Origin of the sequence: Enterobacter sp. UNJFSC 003 (genome assembly GCF_036903355.1) — a bacterium.
Lineage (GTDB): Bacteria > Pseudomonadota > Gammaproteobacteria > Enterobacterales > Enterobacteriaceae > Enterobacter.
Window position 1 is genome coordinate 629,799 of the sequence record NZ_JBAKHK010000002.1, and the last position, 21,391, is coordinate 651,189.

The 21,391-nt window shown below is 52.4% G+C and carries 16 protein-coding genes; 4 read left to right on the forward strand and 12 right to left on the reverse strand.

Annotated elements, in window-relative coordinates; genetic code table 11:
- Positions 1–36: 36 nt before the first annotated feature.
- From V5P19_RS09160 to V5P19_RS09190, 7 genes are all read right to left on the reverse strand, one after another.
- Positions 37–2,301 (reverse strand): ComEC family protein, encoded by a 2,265-nt coding sequence (locus tag V5P19_RS09160; RefSeq protein ID WP_334402341.1) that lies wholly within the window; start codon positions 2,299–2,301, stop codon positions 37–39.
- Positions 2,302–2,514: 213 nt separating this feature from the next.
- Entirely contained in the window at positions 2,515–2,802 is a 288-nt protein-coding gene (gene ihfB / locus V5P19_RS09165) for an integration host factor subunit beta (protein WP_014069584.1), read from the reverse strand.
- Positions 2,803–2,972: 170 nt separating this feature from the next.
- The gene (gene rpsA, locus V5P19_RS09170; protein WP_010429251.1) at positions 2,973–4,646 is read right to left on the reverse strand and encodes a 30S ribosomal protein S1; all 1,674 of its coding nucleotides are present in this window, start codon (positions 4,644–4,646) and stop codon (positions 2,973–2,975) included.
- Positions 4,647–4,756: 110 nt separating this feature from the next.
- Positions 4,757–5,440: a (d)CMP kinase gene (cmk, locus tag V5P19_RS09175; protein ID WP_334402347.1), complete on the reverse strand. Its 684-nt coding sequence runs from the start codon at positions 5,438–5,440 to the stop codon at positions 4,757–4,759.
- Between the two features lie 184 nt (positions 5,441–5,624).
- Positions 5,625–6,908, reverse strand: coding sequence for a 3-phosphoshikimate 1-carboxyvinyltransferase (gene aroA / locus V5P19_RS09180; RefSeq protein ID WP_334402349.1), 1,284 nt, complete (start codon positions 6,906–6,908; stop codon positions 5,625–5,627).
- Between the two features lie 70 nt (positions 6,909–6,978).
- Positions 6,979–8,067, reverse strand: coding sequence for a 3-phosphoserine/phosphohydroxythreonine transaminase (gene serC, locus V5P19_RS09185; protein ID WP_334402352.1), 1,089 nt, complete (start codon positions 8,065–8,067; stop codon positions 6,979–6,981).
- A 162-nt stretch (positions 8,068–8,229) separates the two neighbouring features.
- Entirely contained in the window at positions 8,230–8,922 is a 693-nt protein-coding gene (locus V5P19_RS09190) for a DUF421 domain-containing protein (RefSeq protein WP_334402354.1), read from the reverse strand.
- A 127-nt stretch (positions 8,923–9,049) separates the two neighbouring features.
- Here V5P19_RS09190 and ycaO point away from each other — a divergent pair, with 127 nt between their 5' ends.
- From ycaO to pflA, 4 genes are all read left to right on the forward strand, one after another.
- Positions 9,050–10,810, forward strand: coding sequence for a 30S ribosomal protein S12 methylthiotransferase accessory factor YcaO (gene ycaO / locus V5P19_RS09195; RefSeq protein ID WP_334402356.1), 1,761 nt, complete (start codon positions 9,050–9,052; stop codon positions 10,808–10,810).
- 406 nt (positions 10,811–11,216) lie between these two features.
- On the forward strand, positions 11,217–12,074 hold the full coding sequence (gene focA / locus V5P19_RS09200) for a formate transporter FocA (RefSeq protein ID WP_334402358.1): 858 nt from the start codon (positions 11,217–11,219) through the stop codon (positions 12,072–12,074).
- Positions 12,075–12,125: 51 nt separating this feature from the next.
- Positions 12,126–14,408 (forward strand): formate C-acetyltransferase, encoded by a 2,283-nt coding sequence (pflB, locus tag V5P19_RS09205; protein ID WP_334402360.1) that lies wholly within the window; start codon positions 12,126–12,128, stop codon positions 14,406–14,408.
- 224 nt (positions 14,409–14,632) lie between these two features.
- Positions 14,633–15,373 (forward strand): pyruvate formate lyase 1-activating protein, encoded by a 741-nt coding sequence (gene pflA / locus V5P19_RS09210; protein ID WP_334402362.1) that lies wholly within the window; start codon positions 14,633–14,635, stop codon positions 15,371–15,373.
- Between the two features lie 36 nt (positions 15,374–15,409).
- Here the strand turns inward: pflA and V5P19_RS09215 are convergent, their stop codons facing one another.
- The 5 genes from V5P19_RS09215 to dmsA form a co-directional block, all read right to left on the reverse strand.
- Positions 15,410–15,907, reverse strand: coding sequence for an anti-virulence regulator CigR family protein (locus tag V5P19_RS09215; protein WP_334402364.1), 498 nt, complete (start codon positions 15,905–15,907; stop codon positions 15,410–15,412).
- A 122-nt stretch (positions 15,908–16,029) separates the two neighbouring features.
- Positions 16,030–17,178, reverse strand: a complete 1,149-nt coding sequence (locus tag V5P19_RS09220; RefSeq protein ID WP_334402367.1) for an MFS transporter — start codon at positions 17,176–17,178, stop codon at positions 16,030–16,032.
- Positions 17,179–17,452: 274 nt separating this feature from the next.
- A complete protein-coding gene (locus V5P19_RS09225) occupies positions 17,453–18,316 on the reverse strand; it encodes a dimethyl sulfoxide reductase anchor subunit family protein (RefSeq protein ID WP_334402369.1) in 864 nt (287 codons plus the stop codon).
- A gap of 1 nt (position 18,317) precedes the next feature.
- Positions 18,318–18,935 carry a DMSO/selenate family reductase complex B subunit gene (locus tag V5P19_RS09230; RefSeq protein WP_334401374.1) on the reverse strand — a complete coding sequence of 206 codons (618 nt, stop codon included), beginning with the start codon at positions 18,933–18,935 and terminating at the stop codon, positions 18,318–18,320.
- 10 nt (positions 18,936–18,945) lie between these two features.
- Positions 18,946–21,390 (reverse strand): dimethylsulfoxide reductase subunit A, encoded by a 2,445-nt coding sequence (gene dmsA / locus V5P19_RS09235; RefSeq protein ID WP_334402371.1) that lies wholly within the window; start codon positions 21,388–21,390, stop codon positions 18,946–18,948.
- Between the last annotated feature and the right edge of the window lies 1 nt (position 21,391).

A 21,391-nucleotide genomic window follows, 5' to 3' on the forward strand; every position in this document is an offset into this window, starting at 1 on the left:
TCAAAAAACCAGCATTTGTTGAAATAGCCGCATATTCTACCCGTTATCTACGGGCGCGCCAAACCACTGATGATACCAACGTGGTAAATATTGATCTCGCAAGCGCCGGATGTGCCAGCCATGCTGCGTAAATGTCACCGATATTTGCCCTGAATGTGGAGTATCATGCCAGATATAGCCCTCTTTTTGATAACGCCTCACCACTTTCACCGACGGGAATCGCCAGGCGTTATAGCGAGCCGCAGAGGCCAATGCCATGTTACCCTCCCCCCGCTGCACAAAGGACGTGGATGAAGATGTACTGCTGCCATGATGAGGAACCTGAACGACCGTTGAAGACAGATAACGCCAGTAATGGCTAAGCATAGCCTGTTCAGCGCGCGCTTCAATGTCACCCGTCAGTAAAATACTCTGCTCGCCATCATCGATTTTCACTACGCACGAGCGGTTGTTACCCGTTGCAGAATATCCCTCTGGCGGCCAGTGGACGGTCAAGGTGAGTCCCTGCCATGTCCATCGCTGCCCGCGAAAACAGGGGAGATGCTGCGCCCAGCGTAACGGACTTCTTATCCACAAATCGGGCCATGTTGTTTGCAGTGACCTCAGCCCTCCTGCATGATCGAGATGTTCATGGCTCAAAATCACCCCTTCCGGCTGCAGGTGATGCCAGCGGAGCCAGGGAATAATTAACTGTTGCGCGCTATCGCCTCCCGGCCAGGCCAGACCGGTATCATACAAAATCGCTTTCCCCTGCCGCTCTATAACCATTGCCAGCCCCTGTCCCACATCCAACATATGTAGCGTCCAGCTATCATCTTTGACCATTCGCCATAAGGGGAATGTCAGCATAAGGCTGGCACCCAGACACACTGCCGGAACCGTGTTGAAGGCACGCATACGACAGCCGATGATGGCAAACCAGGGAAGTAGCGTCAGATACTGCCAGCGTTCATCGACATTCTGCCAACCATCAGGCAGACGCATCAGCATCCAGAACAGTGCCTCAAGAGACTTATCTGCTGCAAACCAGATAGCCGTTTCCAGAGAGACGCACGGGAGCAGATGCAACAGCATACCGAGTAGAATCAGCGGAACCGAGACAAAGGTCACCAGCGGGACGGCGAAGAGATTAGCCACCAAAGAAGAGAGGCTAAATCCATGGAAAATCAGCACCTGAAGGGGAAGCAGCAGTAGCAACATCCCGACCTGAAGATACAACAGATTCATCAGCGGCTGTATCTTGCGGCTCCAGCCCCCCTGCGGAAGAGGAAGCCACTGATACCAGAAAATGAGCGCCGCCACGGCAAACGCCGATAGGGTAAGGCTCTGCGATAATGCCGCCAGCGGGTCGAAAATCAGGATAGCCGCAACACAGCACAGCCACACCTGCCACGGAGACCACTGCCGCCCGCTAATCCTTAGAGCCGCTAACGCTGCCAGAGAGATAACTGTGCGCAGAGCCGGAGGCTGCAAACCGGTTAGCCAGGAATAGAAAGCCGCGAAGATAAGGCTGGCAAGTAAGGGCATCTGCCAGTGGATCCAACGAGCGGGCAACCAAAATTGGATGCCCCGCATCAGCAGCCAAAGAAGGGATGCCGCCAGGGCGATATGCAAACCGGAAATCGCCATCAAATGCAGCGTACCTGTTTCACGCATCAGATTTTTTGTTTCTCGCGGCACGTTGAGGCGCTCCCCCATTCCCAGCCCCAGGATCACCGGCCCCCAGACATAGGGCGCGAGAGTAGTCTGCAGCGACGTCAGGTAGCGTGAGCGTAAACTACAGCGCGTATCGATGGCTTCGGCATGAGTAAACCTCCCGGTCAGCGTCTGGTGCCGGGCAAACGCGCGTTGCTGTGAATCATACCCGCCGTCGTTTAATTCACCGTGCACAGCCCGGAGGCGGAGCGTCATTGCCCAACGCTGTCCCACGCACACCGGCTTTGGCAGATAATTGCCATACAGCGTCACACCTGTGGAAGCCCACCAGCGTTTACCGTCGCGGGCAGTCATGCTCGCCTCATGGATCGTGGCACCATCGGTAGCGGTGATCTCGACCTCCACCTGTTGTGCCCCAGCGGTTAAATGCTGCATTGGCCAGACGCTCTCCTGTGCCGCAAGCACCGCCCAGGAAAAGAACAACAACCCTATCCCCGTGATCCGCAGCCCCCTGTGTCGCTGAGCGCCCAACATAACCCCGGTAGCAATGACAACCCAGATAGCGTAAACGCTGGGCAACGCCGGTAACCAATACAGTGGAATGATGGCCACAATGGCACATGCACAAATGATGGGTATCCCCATTTCACCTCCCAGTTTTTGGGCAGTATGCGGGGGAGGATGGGACTGCGTCAGACGGGAAAAACGCGTATTACAGCGGGCGCTGCAACATATTTATCTGTTTGCAAAAAGACTCACACAGGATTGCGGGGCATCTTCAAACGTGAAGGAGAGAAAAACAAAAAAAGCACCCTAAGGTGCTTTCTTTTAAACCCAGTTTAACGCTGATGGCTAAACTCAGTTACCGTAAATGTTGGCGCGATCGCGCAGTTCTTTACCCGGCTTAAAGTGCGGAACGTACTTACCTTCCAGCTCGACTTTGTCGCCAGTCTTCGGGTTACGCCCGGTTCTTGGAGCACGATAGTGCAAAGAAAAACTACCGAAACCGCGGATTTCAATGCGCTCGCCCTGGGCAAGAGTGGTGGCCATATGCTCCAGCATCTCTTTAACAGCATCTTCCACGGCTTTCGCCGGGACATGCGGCTGCTGACTGGCAAGTCTTTCAATCAATTCTGACTTGGTCATGATTCCTCCGGTTCCTTTCAAACCAATTAGCTGAACAGCTCATTAAACAAGGGCGGCCGTAGCCGCCCTTTGTTATTGATTACAGGACGAATCCTGCAATCTGTCAAGTCTGCCCCACATCCTTCTCACTGTAAATGCGTTACAGCTCAAAGGATGCTGAGAACTTGATATTACTCGCCTTTAGCTGCTTTGAAAGCTTCAGCCATTGCGTTGTTAGAGAAGTTTGCATCTTCCTGTTTGTTAACAGTTGCGATTGCATCTTTCTCATCAGCTTCGTCTTTAGCACGAACAGACAGGCTGATTGCACGGTTCTTACGGTCAACACCGGTGAACTTAGCTTCAACGTCGTCGCCAACGCTCAGAACCAGAGTTGCATCTTCAACGCGGTCACGTGAAGCTTCAGAAGCGCGCAGGTAACCTTCAACGCCGTCAGCCAGTTCTACGGTTGCGCCTTTAGCGTCAACTGCAGTCACTTTACCGTTTACGATTGCGCCTTTCTTGTTCAGTGCAACCCAGTTGTTGAACGGATCTTCTGCGAGCTGCTTAACGCCCAGAGAGATACGTTCACGTTCTGCGTCAACCTGCAGAACAACTGCAGCGATTTCGTCGCCTTTTTTGTATTCACGAACTGCTTCTTCGCCTGCAACGTTCCAGGAGATGTCAGACAGGTGAACCAGGCCATCGATGCCGCCGTCCAGGCCGATGAAGATACCGAAGTCAGTGATAGACTTGATTTTACCTTCAACACGGTCACCCTTGTTGTGGGTTTCCGCGAACTGCTGCCATGGGTTGTTTTTGCACTGTTTCAGGCCCAGGGAGATACGACGACGTTCTTCGTCGATATCCAGAACCATCACTTCCACTACATCACCCACATTAACAACTTTGGATGGGTGGATGTTTTTGTTGGTCCAGTCCATTTCGGAAACGTGCACCAGGCCTTCAACACCTTCTTCGATTTCAACGAAGCAGCCGTAGTCGGTCAGGTTAGTAACGCGACCCGTCAGTTTAGTACCTTCTGGGTAACGCTTAGCGATAGCTACCCATGGATCTTCGCCCAGCTGTTTCAGGCCGAGGGATACACGAGTACGTTCGCGGTCGAATTTCAGCACTTTAACAGTGATTTCGTCGCCAACGTTCACGATTTCGCTTGGGTGCTTAACGCGTTTCCACGCCATGTCGGTGATGTGCAGCAGGCCATCAACGCCGCCCAGGTCAACGAATGCGCCGTAGTCAGTGAGGTTCTTAACGATACCTTTGACTTCCATGCCTTCCTGCAGGTTTTCCAGCAGCTGATCGCGTTCTGCGCTGTTTTCGGATTCGATAACGGCACGACGGGATACAACAACGTTGTTACGCTTCTGGTCCAGCTTGATTACTTTGAACTCAAGCTCTTTGCCTTCGAGGTGCAGGGTGTCACGGACTGGACGAACGTCTACCAGTGAACCTGGCAGGAACGCACGAATACCATTCAGCTCAACAGTGAAGCCGCCTTTAACTTTGCCGTTGATAACACCGACTACAGTTTCAGCTTCTTCGTAAGCTTTTTCCAGCGTGATCCAAGCTTCGTGACGCTTAGCTTTCTCACGGGACAGCAGGGTTTCACCGAAGCCGTCTTCCACTGCATCCAGAGCAACGTCAACTTCGTCACCAACCTGGATTTCCAGCTCGCCCTGGGCGTTTTTGAACTGCTCTGCCGGAATGGCGGACTCAGATTTCAGACCGGCGTCAACCAGTACTACGTCTTTGTCGATAGCAACAACAACACCACGAACGATGGAACCCGGACGGGTTTCGATTGTTTTTAAGGATTCTTCAAATAGTTGAGCAAAAGATTCAGTCATGTTTAATCTTCAGGTTAATATAACGTCCACCTGGCTCCGTGCCGGATGGGGTTGTTTCACATACCCGCCGTCAATCCATTGCAGCGGGGGTACTGCTAAATCGGTCGCGATTACGCGAGTGCCAGTTTCTGGCGCGCATATTGTAGCGCTTTTTCAATCACTTGCTCAATAGTTAAACTGGTCGAATCCAGAACTAATGCATCTTCTGCAGGAACAAGTGGGGCAACGGCGCGATTACGATCGCGGTCATCGCGCTCTTTTATCTCGGATAAAAGGCGATCAAAGTTAACACTAAACCCCTTTTCCTGCAACTGAAGCATGCGGCGTTGAGCACGTTCTTCCGAGGAGGCGTCAAGGAAAATTTTCACAGGCGCATCAGGGAAAACCACGGTTCCCATATCACGCCCGTCGGCGATCAGGCCAGGGGCTTCACGGAATCCACGCTGACGGCGTAACAAAGCTTCGCGCACGCGCGGGAATGCCGCCACCTGAGAAGCCGCATTCGCGACTTCCTGAGTCCGAATTTCACCGCTCACGTCTTCGCCTTCAAGGATCACTTCAAGATTACCGTTCGTTGAGATAAAGCGAACATCCAGATGCGCAGCCAGCGGGACCAGCGCCTCTTCAGAGGCAACATCCACATGATGATGCAGTGCAGCCAGCGCCAGCACACGATAGATTGCGCCCGAATCTAAAAGATGCCATTGCAATGCTTCCGCCATCGCCTTGCACAGCGTACCTTTCCCTGCGCCACTAGGCCCATCAATGGTGATTACCGGGGCAACTGCCGTCATCTTTTTCTCCTTAATTAAGGCATACCGTTAACATGAACGCCGCGCATTATACGCGCCAACGTGCGCAACTGTTACCTTTGCGTGCAAATTACGGAATGATTGAAGCAGAGTGTAGAAGAAATAGGCGAGAATGAACGTCAGGAAGCGTAAGGAAATGCCGCATCGGATGATGCGGCAAGTATGATCAGGCCAGAGTGCTAATGCGCGCCAGCTGTTCGAAGTAGTCCGGGAAGGTTTTCGCCGTACACTTCGGATCGAGAATGGTGACTGGCGTATTGGACAGTGCCACCAGCGAGAAACACATCGCCATACGGTGATCGTTATACGTGCCAATTTCCGCAAACTGCAGTGTTGTCGGAGGCGTGACGCGGATATAGTCTTCGCCCTCTTCCACTTCTGCGCCCACTTTACGCAGTTCGGTGGCCATCGCAAACAGACGGTCGGTCTCTTTCACGCGCCAGTTGTAGATGTTTCGCAGCGTCGTCGTGCCTTTCGCGAACAGCGAAGCCGTTGCAATGGTCATCGCCGCATCCGGGATATGGTTCATGTCCATATCGATGGCATTCAGCTCGCCGTGAGTACAGGAGATGAAGTCATCACCCCAGGTCACAACGGCGCCCATTTTCTCCAGCACGTCAGCAAAGCGGATATCACCCTGCACGCTATTACGGCCAATACCGGTCACCTTCACCGTACCGCCTTTAATTGCACCTGCAGCCAGGAAGTAGGAGGCAGATGACGCATCGCCTTCAACCAGGTAGCTGCCCGGAGATTGATACTGCTGCGCGCCGCGAACCACAAAACGCTGGTAAGACTGGTTCTCCACCTCAACGCCAAAGGTGTTCATCAGGTGCAGCGTGATATCGATGTATGGCTTAGAGACCAGCTCACCCTTGATGGTAATAAGGGTATCCTGCGGTGCCAGCGGTGCTGTCATCAGCAATGCGGTCAAAAACTGGCTGGAGACGCTGCCATCAACCTCAACGTTGCCGCCGGTAAAACCACCGCGCAGGCGCAGGGGCGGATAATTTTCCTGCTCCAGATACTCAATCTGCGCGCCACCCTGACGAAGGGCATCCACCAGATGACCAATTGGGCGCTCTTTCATGCGCGGCTCGCCGGTCAGGATAATGTTATTACTGCCCAGACACAGGGCTGCCGCCAGAGGGCGCATTGCTGTACCGGCATTACCCAGGAACAGCTCAAGCTCTTCAGCTGCGTGTAGCGCGCCGCCGTTACCGGTGACTTCGCAACGGGTACGATCGTCAGACAACGTGTAATGAACTCCCAACGCTTTCAGCGCATTGAGCATATGGCGCACATCATCGCTGTCCAGCAGGTTAGTGAGGACGGTGGTGCCATTTGCCAGAGCGGCCAGCAGCAGAGCGCGGTTCGAGACACTTTTTGACCCAGGCAGATTAATGGTGCCATCTACCCGCGCAATAGGTTGTAACGTCAGGGATTCCATGAAACGTAAACTCTCAACTCAACATAATAAAAACCCCGCAGCAGCGCTACGGGGGTGAAAGACTGCACAATTAGCCGTGACGACGTTCAAAGTCAATCATGAAATCGGTCAGTGCTTTAACGCCTTCCAGCGGCATGGCGTTGTAAATGGACGCGCGCATACCGCCTACAACGCGGTGCCCTTTCAGCGCGTGCAGGCCTGCAGCAAATGACTCTTCCAGGAACACTTTATCAAGATTACTATCCGCCAGTTGGAACGGGACGTTCATGCGGGAACGGTTGGTTTGCGCTACGTCATTGCGATAGAAATCACTCTTATCAATCACACCGTACAGCAGTTCAGCTTTTTGCTGATTGATCTTGTCCATTTGCGCCACACCGCCTTTTTGCTTCAGCCATTTGAAGACAAGGCCGGAGAGATACCAGGCAAAGGTAGGAGGCGTGTTAAACATGGAGTCGTTATCGTTCAGCACGGTATAATCAAGAATCGACGGGCAGGATTTATGCGCTTTACCCAGCAGGTCTTCGCGCACAATGACGATAGTCAGGCCGGCAGGGCCGATGTTTTTCTGTGCGCCAGCATAAATAACACCGTAACGGCTGACATCCAGCGGCGTGGAAAGAATGGTGGAGGAGAGATCCGCGGTCACTACCACGTTCTCACCAAAGTTTGGCTCTTCGTGAATCGCGATGCCATCAATCGTTTCATTTGGGCAGTAGTGCAGGTACGCAGCGTCGCGTGAAAGCTGCCACTCGCTCATCGGCTTAACGGCGCGCAGACCGTGAACAGTCACTTTTGCGTCGATAACGTTCGGCGTACAGTATTTGTGCGCTTCTTTGATCGCGCTGGCAGCCCAGTAACCTGCATCAACGTAGTCTGCTGTGGTTTTGTCGCCCAGGATGTTCAGCGGGATACCGGCAAATTGACCGCGCCCGCCGCCATGGCAGAACAATACTTTGTAGTTCGAGGGAATGTTCAGCAGATCGCGAAAATCCTTTTCTGCCTCTTCCGCCACCTGAATAAACTCTTTACCACGGTGGCTGATTTCCATCACCGACGTACCCAGACCGTTCCAGTCACACAGATCCTGCTGAGCCTGCTTGAGTACATCCGCCGGTAACATTGCCGGACCTGAACTGAAATTAAAGACTTGAGCCATTTCCCCTCACCACGCTAAAAGCCATAAGTTATAACTGTGGATATCGGTTTTATCATTCAGTGACACGCGCCGCAATGTCTAAAACTTATGACCGGCGAAATGTGTCCGTCGTCACACAATACAATCGACCACCTTGCTGTCACAAAACCGACAAAATGGCTGTCAGGTTATACGTTTTGCCCGGCTAACCTTTGTCCACTCTGGATTTGTACAGCGGGGGCATAATTGATGAGCGCCTGCCTGCATCGCAACCACATGGCTGCATTTTATACAGGCATACTCCTCGGTTTCGGGTACGGTGGTATATCGGTCGATCAGCATATCCGGCAAAATACACAGCCCAGCCTTTACCTCCTCGTCGGGATAGTAGTAGACGCTGATTTGCCCGTTGGTTTCCATTATCGCCAGCCGTACCTGTCCAAGCTGTTCAACGCTGTTAAGGCGTAGCTCCATAAAAAACTCAAACTCCGTCATATTGGCGCTTCGCACGTTCTCCCAGGCCAACTGCCCCTCTTCCACAATCACCACCGGTTTCCCTTCCAGGAGATCTTCCAGCTTTTCGCTTTTCGACATGAGCCACATTACCAGCCGGTACAGCAAAGCCAATGAAACGAAAACAATAAAGACTGGCACCATCGGGACATCGTCATAAAAGGCGACATCCCCCGCGGCGGACCCTAAGGTCAGAATGATCAGCACTTCAAAAAGCGACATTTGCCGCACACCGCGACGCCCGGTAATTTTGAGAAAGAGAAAGACCAGTACGAAGGTATACAGGCTACGCAGCGCTACTTCGCCTAAAAATTCAGGAGGGACTTTATCAAACGCCATCCGCTGGAGATCGAATGCTTTCATTTTTCTATGCCTTAACAGTGAGTTACTGACAGTAAGCATAGCTCAGCCTTTTATTTTCGCCGGAGATAGCACCTGTCACGCAAAACCCGTATCATTGCGCGCTTTACGTACGATAAAAGTGAACGCCATGACTCAAACGTTTATCCCCGGCAAAGACGCCGCTCTGGAAGATTCCATCGCTCGCTTCCAGCAGAAACTGACCGACCTGGGCTTTAATATCGAAGAAGCCTCCTGGCTGAATCCGGTGCCACACGTCTGGTCCGTGCATATTCGCGACAAAGAGTGCGCTCTGTGTTTTACCAACGGTAAAGGCGCGACGAAAAAAGCGGCACTGGCCTCTGCTCTGGGGGAATATTTTGAACGTCTGTCGACCAACTATTTCTTCGCCGACTTCTGGTTGGGTGAAACCATCGCGAACGGCCCCTTCGTTCATTATCCCAATGAAAAGTGGTTCCCGCTGACTGAAGACGACGAGCTGCCGGAAGGGATCCTGGATCCGCGCCTGCGCGCGTTCTACGATCCTGAAAACGAACTGACCGCCAGCATGCTGATCGATCTGCAGTCCGGTAATGAGGATCGCGGTATCTGTGCCCTGCCGTTCACTCGTCAGTCTGATGAGCAGACCGTTTTTATCCCGATGAACATCGTCGGTAACCTGTACGTGTCTAACGGCATGTCTGCCGGTAACACCCGCAATGAAGCGCGCGTTCAGGGTCTGTCTGAAGTCTTTGAACGTCACATCAAAAACCGCATTATTGCAGAATCCATCAGCCTGCCTGAAATTCCAGCCGACGTGCTGGCGCGCTATCCTGGCGTGGTGGAGTCCATTGCTAAACTGGAAGCAGAAGGTTTCCCAATCTTTGCGTATGACGGTTCGCTAGGCGGTAAATATCCGGTTATCTGCGTGGTGCTGTTCAACCCGGCTAACGGAACCTGCTTTGCCTCCTTTGGTGCTCACCCGGACTTTGGCGTGGCGCTGGAGCGTACCGTCACAGAGCTGCTGCAGGGCCGTAGCCTGAAAGATCTCGACGTGTTTACCCCTCCGACCTTTGACGATGAAGAAGTGGCCGAGCACACCAACCTCGAAACCCACTTTATCGATTCCAGCGGCTCTATCTCCTGGGATATGTTTAAGCAGGATGCAGACTATCCGTTCGTGGACTGGAGCTTTGCCGGCACAACGGAAGAAGAGTTCGCCACGCTGATGGCCATCTTCACGGCCGAAGATCAGGAAGTCTATATTGCCGACTACGAACATCTGGGCGTCTATGCCTGCCGCATTATTGTGCCAGGCATGTCCGATATTTATCCTGCTGAAGATCTGTGGCTGGCGAATAACAGCATGGGTGCCCATCTACGCGAAACGCTGCTGTCCTTGCCGGGCAGCGAGTGGGCAAAAGAAGATTATCTGAACCTGATCGCCCAGTTGGACGAAGAAGGTCATGACGATTTCACCCGCGTGCGTGAACTGCTGGGTCTGGCGACCGGTAAAGACAACGGCTGGTATACTCTGCGCATTGGTGAACTGAAGGCGATGCTGGCTCTGGCCGGCGGCGATCTGGATCAGGCTCTGGCTTGGACAGAATGGACGATGGAGTTCAACCAGTCCGTCTTCTCCGCCGAACGCACCAACTATTACCGCTGCCTGCAAACTCTGTTGCTGCTTGCTCAGGAAGAAGACCGCCAGCCACTGCAATACCTGAATGCCTTCGTGCGTATGTACGGCGCTGACGCTGTTGAAGCGGCCAGCGCAGCGCTGAGCGGAGAAGAGCCTTTCTACGGCCTGCAGGCTGTCGATAACGATCTGAAGGCCTTCCCGGCACACCAGTCGCTGTTGAAGGCTTATGAGAAACTGCAAAAAGCAAAAGTCGCTTACTGGTCAAAATAAGCGCACATAACATTAGCGACTGTAGGCGTATTCAATCGTCTGGGCTATATTACGGGGCAATTTCATTGCCCCGTTTTTTATTTTCGTCAGCAATGAAATTTGATTGTGATAATAAAGTTAAATACAGGTAAATATAAAAATATTTATCTGGGATTAAGTGTTACCTTTTATGGCAAATACTCCATTTTAATTAACTGATTTTGAGGTGGCCGACTGAAAATATTCAACTCTTTCCATAACTTTTAAAATTTATTTTTATACGGATAATCAAATACTTACTCCGCATTTGCTGTAAAACCATACACAGTGCGGGCCTATAAGCCAGGCGAGATATGATCTATATCAATTTCTCTTCTATAATGCTTTGTTAGTATCTCGTCGCCGACTTAATAAAGAGAGAGTTAGTGTGAAAGCTGACAACCCTTTTGATCTTTTACTCCCAGCTGCGATGGCCAAAGTTGCCGAAGAAGCGGGTGTCTATAAAGCAACGAAACACCCGATGAAGACGTTCTATCTGGCGATCACGGCTGGTGTGTTCATCTCAATCGCTTTCGTCTTCTACATCACTGCCACCACGGGTACAGCCGGGATGCCTTTCGGCATGGCCAAACTGATTGGCGGCATTTGCTTCTCACTGGGCCTGATTCTTTGCGTTATCTGCGGTGCAGACCTCTTTACCTCAACGGTACTGATTGTCGTGGCGAAAGCCAGCGGAAGAATTACCTGGGGCCAACTGGCGCGCAACTGGCTTAACGTCTATGTTGGTAACCTTATTGGCTGTCTGCTCTTTGTTTTGTTGATGTGGCTCTCTGGCGAGTATATGACCGCCAACGGTGGTTGGGGGCTGAACGTCCTACAAACTGCTGACCACAAAATGCACCATACATTTATCGAAGCAGTTGCTCTCGGCATCCTCGCAAACCTGATGGTCTGCCTGGCCGTCTGGATGAGCTACTCGGGTCGTAGCCTGATGGACAAAGCCATGATTATGGTTCTGCCGGTTGCGATGTTTGTCGCCAGCGGCTTCGAGCACAGTATCGCGAATATGTTCATGATCCCTATGGGGATTGTTATCCGTAACTTTGCGAGCCCGGAGTTTTGGACTGCAGTAGGTTCAAGCCCGGAAAGTTTCTCTCACCTGACTATTATGAATTTCATTACTGATAATCTGATCCCAGTCACTATCGGGAACATTATCGGTGGGGGTCTGTTAGTTGGGTTGACATACTGGGTCATTTACCTGCGTGGCGATGCCCATCATTGATGGTTGTCTCAGGCAGTAAATAAAAAATCCACTTAAGAAGGTAGGTGTTACATGTCCGAGCTTAATGAAAAGTTAGCCACAGCCTGGGAAGGTTTTGCGAAAGGTGACTGGCAGAATGAAGTAAACGTACGTGACTTCATTCAGAAAAACTATACCCCGTATGAAGGTGACGAGTCCTTCCTGGCTGGCGCAACTGACGCGACAACCAAGCTGTGGGACAGCGTAATGGAAGGCGTCAAACTGGAAAACCGCACTCACGCGCCAGTTGATTTTGACACCTCCGTTGCTTCCACCATCACTTCTCACGATGCTGGCTACATCAACAAAGCCCTTGAGAAAATCGTGGGTCTGCAGACTGAAGCACCACTGAAACGTGCGATCATCCCGTTCGGTGGTATCAAAATGGTTGAAGGTTCATGCAAAGCGTATAACCGCGAGCTGGACCCAATGTTGAAAAAAATCTTCACCGAATACCGTAAAACCCACAACCAGGGTGTATTCGATGTTTATACCAAAGACATTCTGAACTGCCGTAAATCTGGCGTTCTGACCGGTCTGCCAGATGCGTATGGCCGTGGACGTATCATTGGTGACTACCGTCGCGTTGCGCTGTACGGTATCGACTTCCTGCTAAAAGACAAATACGCCCAGTTCGTTTCCCTGCAGTCTGACCTGGAAAACGGCGTAAACCTGGAAGCAACTATCCGTCTGCGTGAAGAAATCGCTGAACAGCACCGCGCGCTGGGTCAGATCAAAGAGATGGCTGCTAAATATGGCTGCGATATCTCTGGACCAGCAACTAACGCTCAGGAAGCTATCCAGTGGACTTACTTCGGCTACCTGGCGGCTGTTAAGTCTCAGAACGGTGCAGCAATGTCCTTCGGTCGTGTATCCACCTTCCTGGATGCTTACATCGAACGTGATATCAAAGCAGGCAAAATCACCGAACAAGACGCTCAGGAAATGATTGACCACCTGGTCATGAAACTGCGTATGGTTCGCTTCCTGCGTACCCCTGAATACGATGAGCTGTTCTCTGGTGACCCAATCTGGGCAACGGAATCAATCGGTGGTATGGGCGTTGATGGCCGTACACTGGTAACCAAAAACAGCTTCCGCTTCCTGAATACCCTGTACACCATGGGTCCTTCACCGGAGCCGAACATCACCGTTCTGTGGTCTGAAAAACTGCCTCTGAACTTCAAGAAATTCGCCGCTAAAGTGTCTATCGACACCTCTTCTCTGCAGTACGAGAACGATGACCTGATGCGACCGGACTTCAACAACGATGACTATGCTATCGCGTGCTGCGTAAGCCCAATGATCGTTGGTAAACAAATGCAGTTCTTCGGTGCGCGTGCAAACCTGGCGAAAACCATGCTGTATGCAATCAACGGCGGCGTTGATGAAAAACTGAAAATGCAGGTTGGTCCTAAATCTGAACCAATCAAAGGCGATGTTCTGAAGTTCGATGAAGTGATGGATCGTATGGATCACTTCATGGACTGGCTGGCTAAACAGTACGTCACTGCACTGAACGTTATCCACTACATGCATGACAAATATAGCTACGAAGCCTCTTTGATGGCGCTGCACGACCGTGACGTCGTTCGCACCATGGCATGTGGTATCGCTGGTCTGTCCGTTGCTGCTGACTCCCTGTCTGCAATCAAATATGCGAAAGTTAAACCTATTCGTGACGAAGACGGCCTGGCTGTAGACTTCGAAATCGAAGGCGAATATCCGCAGTTTGGTAACAACGACTCTCGCGTCGATGACATGGCGGTTGACCTGGTAGAACGTTTCATGAAGAAAATTCAGAAACTGACGACTTACCGTAACGCTATCCCGACTCAGTCTGTTCTGACCATCACCTCTAACGTTGTGTATGGTAAGAAAACCGGTAACACCCCAGACGGTCGTCGCGCTGGCGCGCCATTCGGTCCAGGTGCTAACCCAATGCACGGTCGTGACCAGAAAGGTGCTGTTGCCTCTCTGACCTCCGTTGCTAAACTGCCGTTTGCTTACGCGAAAGATGGTATCTCTTACACCTTCTCTATCGTTCCAAACGCACTGGGTAAAGACGACGAAGTCCGTAAAACTAACCTCGCAGGTCTGATGGATGGTTACTTCCACCACGAAGCGTCCATCGAAGGTGGTCAACACCTGAACGTGAACGTGATGAACCGTGAGATGCTGCTCGACGCAATGGAAAATCCTGAGAAATATCCTCAGCTGACTATCCGCGTATCTGGCTACGCAGTACGTTTTAACTCCCTGACTAAAGAACAGCAGCAGGACGTTATCACCCGTACTTTCACTCAGTCCATCTAACTGGAATTGACTGAAATCACGCGTTAAAAGGCGTACAATAAAGGCTCCACGTCAGTGGGGCCTTTTTAGCACCCTCTCTACCTCAGTCTCTTTTGTCCGCTATCTATACTTTATGGATATCAGCCAAAACAGACTAAGAGCCTATCCCATTAGGCGTAACACAGCCGGTTTTGAGCTGTGCATAAACAGGCCCCGGACGGGCCGATGCTGGAGATATCACCGCAATGTCAATTATTGGTCGCATTCACTCCTTTGAATCCTGTGGCACTGTCGATGGCCCAGGTATCCGCTTTATCACCTTTTTCCAGGGCTGCCTAATGCGCTGCCTGTACTGCCATAACCGTGACACCTGGGATACGCATGGCGGTAAGGAAGTGACCGTTGAAGATTTGATGAAAGAAGTGGTTACCTATCGCCACTTTATGAACGCGTCCGGCGGTGGCGTGACCGCATCCGGCGGTGAGGCCATTCTTCAGGCAGAATTCGTACGCGACTGGTTCCGCGCCTGCCGTACGGAAGGTATTCATACCTGTCTCGACACGAACGGTTTTGTTCGCCGTTACGATCCGGTGATCGACGAACTGCTTGAAGTGACCGATCTGGTGATGCTCGATCTCAAACAGATGAACGATGAGATCCACCAGAATCTGGTCGGTGTGTCCAACCACCGTACGCTAGAGTTCGCTAAGTATATCGCTGATAAAGGCATCAAGACCTGGATCCGCTATGTCGTCGTGCCAGGCTGGTCAGACGATGATGACTCTGCGCATCGGCTGGGCGAGTTTACCCGCGACATGGGCAACGTTGAGAAAATTGAGCTCCTGCCCTACCACGAGCTGGGTAAACATAAATGGGTGGCAATGGGCGAAGAGTACAAACTGGATGGCGTTAAGCCGCCTAAAAAAGAGACGATGGAGCGCGTGAAAGGTATTCTTGAGCAGTACGGTCACAAAGTGATGTATTAAAGAAAAGCCCGGTACTGTTACCGGGCTTTTTTAATTCTATTTGAAGACGCCATTAATAATAGTGGTCACAATTGCCGTGCTGAGCGCAATTAACACCAGGTCGTCTCCGACCACACGCCATTCATAACCTGGATACGAAGGAAGCTGACCAAGCATAGAGGCAGGTACGGTTTTCTTCGCAATTCCTGGAGGCAGGGGTTTACCTCGTGCAAGGTTTTTCGCAATGCCCGGAGGCAATGCGTCATAGCCTGTTAAACCGTAATTCAGCGCAAGATGACGGGCATGATCGAAGCTCACGCGCGCATCGACATCATCACCAACACTTTTATTTGATTTGCCGGGATTGTGGTTACCGTTATTTTGTTTATTACCATGGCTATCGGAATTACCGTTACCATGATTGCCGCTATTGCCTTGCCCACCACCGTTACCGTGGCCATTCCCGTTTCCTGGATTCGCCATGACCGGAGCCGTTGTAAACATGAGAGATAACGCCACTGCCAGTGCGGTAGTGGAAAAACGACGAGTAGACATGATTGCTGCCTTTTAGTGATAGATCTCAGTAGAATTATCGCCTGGCGCAATAAACAAGCAATGTGCAAAAGTCTTATATGTGATGAGGACAAAAAGCCCGTCATCGACGGGCTTTTTGTTATTCAGGCGTGCGCAACTGGCGTTGGATGTTCGCCCACTTTGCGCAGCAGCATTAAGAGATAAATGAACGATACGCTGGCGATCATGATAAACAGCAGGTTGTCAGAATAATTCTGCATTAGCATGGCGGTAAAGGTCGGCCCCAGCAGGCTGCCGATAGTATAACTCAACAATAATGCCTGATTCATCGCCACAAGCTGATGATGTTCGACTTTCTCACAAGCCCACGCCATCGCCACTGGATAGAGCGTAAAGCCCGCCGCCCCCAATATAAACAGTGCTGGGGCCATCGCGGCGTTGCTGAGCATTGCAAGACAGCCCATGATCACGACGAAAACTTGAACCCGCAGTACAAGCAAGCGGCCAAAGCGGTCCGCCAGACGACCGATCGGCCACTGCCCGACGATTCCGGCACTGACCATCACCGCCATCCAGAAGCCGATTCCGGAATCGCTGACGCCCTGATGATTAAGGTAAAGCGGCATCAGCCCATACAACGAGCCCAGGACAATACCGGAGATAATACAACCGTTAACCCCAAGGCGCGCCTGACGCAGTCTCAGCATCGGCCAGACATGGGTTGCTTCCTGATGTTCACTGCTCTGGCTAACAATCCGCGTAAAGAGCAACGGCAGGATGGCCGCCATGACCATTGCAGTCACCCACGGCAAAACGCTCATGAGGTCGGTCGGCAGTTTGCTGACCATCAACTGACCGAGCACGGTCCCAACATAATAAACCATCATATAGGCCGCAAGCAGACGCCCGCGGTTACGCGAAGTGCCGCTGCACATCAGCGCACTTTCCACCACTACCCAAATCATTGCGCAGCCGATACCGGCAATAAAACGCCAGGCCATCCAGCTCCAGAAGCCCACCATCACCCCTAACCCGGCACATCCAGCGGCAAAAATAAGCGATGCCAGATAATAGCTGCGGTTAAAACCGAAACGCTTAATCAGGCTGCCCGTAACCAAGGTACCCAGCAGGTTCCCGGTGAAAAAAGATGAACTAACCATACCCACCTGCCAGGTCGGTAAGTTTTCATGGGCAAGCCACAGCGGGACGAGCGTGTTTAGCACGGCGATCGCCAGGGTCAGCAGAAGCAGGCCACAGAGCAACAGGAGCACTGGCCGGGTATACGTGGTCATGGATTAAAAACCGTGAGGAGGTTCAGATTTCGTGCGCATCATGCCACTGGCAAAAACAAAGTCAATCCACCGTTTCTGGCGGCACGCACAATATGCCCCTTGTCGATTTAAAAAACTAATCCTGCTAATGCAACGTCTGCTATCGAACTTATTTATGTATCTGTTTTTATTTATTAAGGGTAATAATTGAAGCCGAACGACAGTCGAAAAATTTCATGATTGAAAAAAGAAAAGCCGGGCACTGCGTCCCGGCTTGATATAACAAAATGCAGCGTTAACTGGCGATGGCCATACCAACGGTCATATGTAAGCCGTAGAATACACCGCGTCCTATCAGTTCACCCGCCAGGACCAGTACAAAGGCCAGTGACAACAGCGGCAGCGCAGGCTGATAACCCTTAAGCTGAGGGGCAATCCACAATACTAACGCGGCGACCAGCAGTACAATACGCAAGGACATGAGCGAGCCGTAATCCGGTACCAGCGCCGAGGCCTGTTGAATGGAGCTATGGATTGTTGCCAGCTCCGCCCCCTGCATAAGCGCCACGATGGCACTGATCACCAGTGCCAGCAGAGAAACCGCAGGTAACAAGCGCATCGCCCAGCCATTTACACCCGCAATCCGCAGCAGCAAGAAGCCAAGCAATGGGCCGCCGATAAACATCGTCAGGAAGAAACTCATCGGCGTCCAGACGCTATACCAGGTGGGAACGGTGTCGATAGTGTTATAGACGCGCACCATCATCCACACGAACACGATCCCCAGCACCATAGTGACGACAAGCCAGAGGCTACGCAGTCCAGACGGCAGTTTTTTCACTGCCGCCAGCAGCCAGCCAAGTCCGCCAACAGCAAAGAAAATGGCACCGCTGGCAATTTCATTACTTAGCGAAGACGCCCCTACGCGGTTCAAAGAGTTGAACGCGCGCATTGGCGAACCGAGGTGCAGCGTAGAAGCGATAAAGCCGATCCCCATCATCACCCACAGACCAAACATGCTTAATACCAGACGTTGCTGCTGCTCAGCATTCAGATTGCCTTTTAGCAGCGCCAGCGCAAGGACAATAAAGCCGCCTGCAACGCACTGCCCAAAGACCGTGAAGATCACCAGCGGCCATTCATGCCATCCACTTCCCATCTCACACCTCCTTCGGGTTGGCCAGATAGCCGGTGGTATCGCCCGTCGGGCGGCTATTAGCGTTAGGTTTAATCACAATGCTCGGCTTGGTGAAGTGCGCGGAAGGCAGCGGTGCGACGGCCGCAAGCTGGCCGTGTTTTTTACGCAGCTCGTCAATCGGGCCAAAATCCAGCGCACGCAGCGGGCAGGATTCCACACAGATCGGTTTCTTGCCGTCGACGACGCGGGTATGACAGCCATCGCATTTGGTCATGTGGCCCCTGGCGGCGTTGTACTGCGGCGCGCCGTACGGGCAGGCCATATGACAGTAGCGGCAGCCAATGCAGACATCTTCATCCACCACCACAAAGCCGTCGTCGCGCTTGTGCATTGCGCCGCTCGGGCACACTTTGGTGCACGCCGGGTCTTCGCAGTGGTTACAGGCAATCGACAGGTAATAGGCGAAGACGTTCTGATGCCAGACGCCGTTATCTTCCTGCCAGTCGCCGCCCGCGTATTCATAGATGCGGCGGAAGCTGACGTCCGGAGTTAAGTCTTTGTAATCTTTACAGGCCAGCTCGCAGGTTTTGCACCCGGTGCAGCGGCTGGAATCGATATAAAATCCATACTGGGTTGTCATCGGTTACTCCTTACACCTTTTCAACCTGAACGAGGTTCGTGTGGGACGGGTTGCCTTTCGCCAGTGGCGATGGACGCTGCGTGGTCAGTACGTTAATACTGCCCGCCTGGTCGATGCGGTTTGCATCCGGGCTATACCAGGCCCCTTCCCCCAGCGCGACAACGCCAGGCATCATGCGCGGTGTAACTTTGGCTTCGATATGTACCTCACCACGCCCGTTGAAGATGCGTACGCGATCGCCGTTGCTGATGCCACGCGCCTTTGCATCCATCGGGTTAATCCACATCTCCTGACGACAGGAGGCTTTCAGTACATCGACGTTGCCGTAAGTCGAGTGAACGCGCGCCTTATAGTGGAAACCGGTCAGCTGCAGCGGGAATTTTGCCGTCAGCGGGTCATTGTAGTTTTCGAAGCCTGGGGTATAGATTGGCAACGGATCGATAACGTCTCCGTCCGGCAGCTCCCAAGTAGAGGCAATTTTTGCCAGCTCTTGCGAGTAAATTTCAATCTTGCCCGACGGCGTAGTCAGCGGGTTAGCGTGAGGATCTTCGCGGAACGCCTTATATGCCACGTGGTGGCCTTCCGGATCGCGCTGTTTAAACATGCCCTGTTTGCGGAAAGTATCGAAATCCGGTAGATCGGGAATTGCCTTGCGTGAGAGCTCATGCAGATGACGCATCCACCCTTCCTGCGTGCGTCCTTCCGTAAACTGCTCCTCCACGCCAAGACGTTTCGCCAGTTCCGACGTCATTTGATAAATAGTTTTGCACTCAAAGCGCGGTTTAATGGCCCGATCGGTGAAGATCACGTAGGACATGTTCCCGCAGGATGCATCCAGTGCGAAGTCCATCTGCTCAGAAGCCGTGCAGTCCGGTAGCAGAATATCGGCATATTTCGCCGACGAGGTCATGTGGCAGTCAATCACCACAATCATCTCGCACTTCTTGTCATCCTGGAGGATTTCGTGAGTACGGTTGATATCAGAATGCTGGTTGATGAGGCAGTTACCGGCATAGTTCCAGATCATTTTGATCGGCACATCCAGCTTGTCTTTGCCACGCACCCCATCGCGCAGGGCGGTCATTTCCGGGCCACGTTCTATCGCATCGGTCCACATAAACATGGAGATACTGGTCTGAACCGGGTTTTCCAGCGTTGGCATGCGTTCAAAGGGCAGCGAATAGGATCCTTCACGAGCGCCGGTGTTGCCGCCATGAACGCCCACGTTCCCGGTCAGAATAGAGAGCATTGAAATGGCACGGGTCGCAATTTCGCCGTTTGCATGACGCTGCGGCCCCCAGCCCTGGCTGATATATGCCGGTTTAGCCGAACCTATTTCACGTGCTAGTTGAACAATCCGCTCAACCGGAATGCCGGTGATGGTAGAGGCCCACTCGGGTGTTTTCGCCACGCCGTCGCTACCCTGGCCGAGGATGTACGCTTTATAGTGCCCGTTTGCCGGCGCATCAGCTGGTAACGTTTTCTCGTCGTAACCGACGCAGTATTTATCAAGAAACGGCTGATCAACGAGGTTTTCAGAGATCATTACCCACGCCAGCGCGCTGACCAGTGCAGCATCGGTACCCGGTCGGATTGGGATCCATTCATCTTCACGCCCTGCCCCGGTATCGGTGTAGCGCGGATCGATGATGATCATGCGGGCGTTAGATTTAGCACGAGCCTGTTCGAGATAGTACGTCACCCCGCCGCCGCTCATGCGCGTTTCACCCGGGTTGTTACCGAACAGAACAACCAGTTTACTGTTTTCAATATCAGAAGGACTGTTGCCGTCTGCCCAGCCACCGTAGGTATAGTTCAGACCAGCCGCAATCTGTGCTGAAGAGTAGTCGCCGTAGTGGTTGAGGTAACCGCCGCAGCAGTTCATCAGACGCGCAACTAGCGTTTTGCCTGGCGGCCAGGAACGGGTCAGCGTACCGCCGAGCGTGCCGGTACCGTAATTAAGATAGATGGATTCGTTGCCATACTCTTTGATTAAGCGCTGCATATTGGTAGCGATAATCTCGTAGGCTTCGTCCCAGCTGATGCGCTCGAACTTGCCTTCTCCCCGCTTGCCGACGCGCTTCATTGGGTACTTCAGGCGGTCCGGGTTGTAGACACGACGACGCATGGAGCGGCCGCGTAAACAGGCGCGTACCTGATGTAACCCTTCGTAGTTATCGTCGCCGGTATTATCCGTTTCGACATACTTGATTTCACCATCCACCACATGCATACGCAGCGGACAACGACTGCCACAGTTTACGGTACAGGCACTCCACACCACATTTTCCGGGGCCGTGGCAGGCGATAAAGCATTCGCCGCCGACGCCAGGCGAGAAAAAGGGAGCGTGAAGGCGCTGCTGGCAACTGCCAGACCGCCAATGGCCGTGGTTTTCATCAACCCACGGCGAGAGACCTCGGCAGCCATTAACGCTTCAGGCGCGTTGATTTTCATA

Excerpts from the sequence above, each read along its gene's own strand:
- pflB (WP_334402360.1), top strand. The coding sequence starts at position 12,126 with ATGTCCGAGCTTAATGAAAAGTTAGCCACAGCCTGGGAAGGTTTTGCG.
- V5P19_RS09215 (WP_334402364.1), bottom strand. The coding sequence starts at position 15,907 with ATGTCTACTCGTCGTTTTTCCACTACCGCACTGGCAGTGGCGTTATCT.
- V5P19_RS09190 (WP_334402354.1), bottom strand. The coding sequence starts at position 8,922 with ATGAAAGCATTCGATCTCCAGCGGATGGCGTTTGATAAAGTCCCTCCT.
- pflA (WP_334402362.1), top strand. The coding sequence starts at position 14,633 with ATGTCAATTATTGGTCGCATTCACTCCTTTGAATCCTGTGGCACTGTC.
- V5P19_RS09230 (WP_334401374.1), bottom strand. The coding sequence starts at position 18,935 with ATGACAACCCAGTATGGATTTTATATCGATTCCAGCCGCTGCACCGGG.
- V5P19_RS09160 (WP_334402341.1), bottom strand. The coding sequence starts at position 2,301 with ATGGGGATACCCATCATTTGTGCATGTGCCATTGTGGCCATCATTCCA.
- ycaO (WP_334402356.1), top strand. The coding sequence starts at position 9,050 with ATGACTCAAACGTTTATCCCCGGCAAAGACGCCGCTCTGGAAGATTCC.
- dmsA (WP_334402371.1), bottom strand. The coding sequence starts at position 21,390 with ATGAAAATCAACGCGCCTGAAGCGTTAATGGCTGCCGAGGTCTCTCGC.
- aroA (WP_334402349.1), bottom strand. The coding sequence starts at position 6,908 with ATGGAATCCCTGACGTTACAACCTATTGCGCGGGTAGATGGCACCATT.
- serC (WP_334402352.1), bottom strand. The coding sequence starts at position 8,067 with ATGGCTCAAGTCTTTAATTTCAGTTCAGGTCCGGCAATGTTACCGGCG.
- rpsA (WP_010429251.1), bottom strand. The coding sequence starts at position 4,646 with ATGACTGAATCTTTTGCTCAACTATTTGAAGAATCCTTAAAAACAATC.
- V5P19_RS09225 (WP_334402369.1), bottom strand. The coding sequence starts at position 18,316 with ATGGGAAGTGGATGGCATGAATGGCCGCTGGTGATCTTCACGGTCTTT.
- V5P19_RS09220 (WP_334402367.1), bottom strand. The coding sequence starts at position 17,178 with ATGACCACGTATACCCGGCCAGTGCTCCTGTTGCTCTGTGGCCTGCTT.
- cmk (WP_334402347.1), bottom strand. The coding sequence starts at position 5,440 with ATGACGGCAGTTGCCCCGGTAATCACCATTGATGGGCCTAGTGGCGCA.
- ihfB (WP_014069584.1), bottom strand. The coding sequence starts at position 2,802 with ATGACCAAGTCAGAATTGATTGAAAGACTTGCCAGTCAGCAGCCGCAT.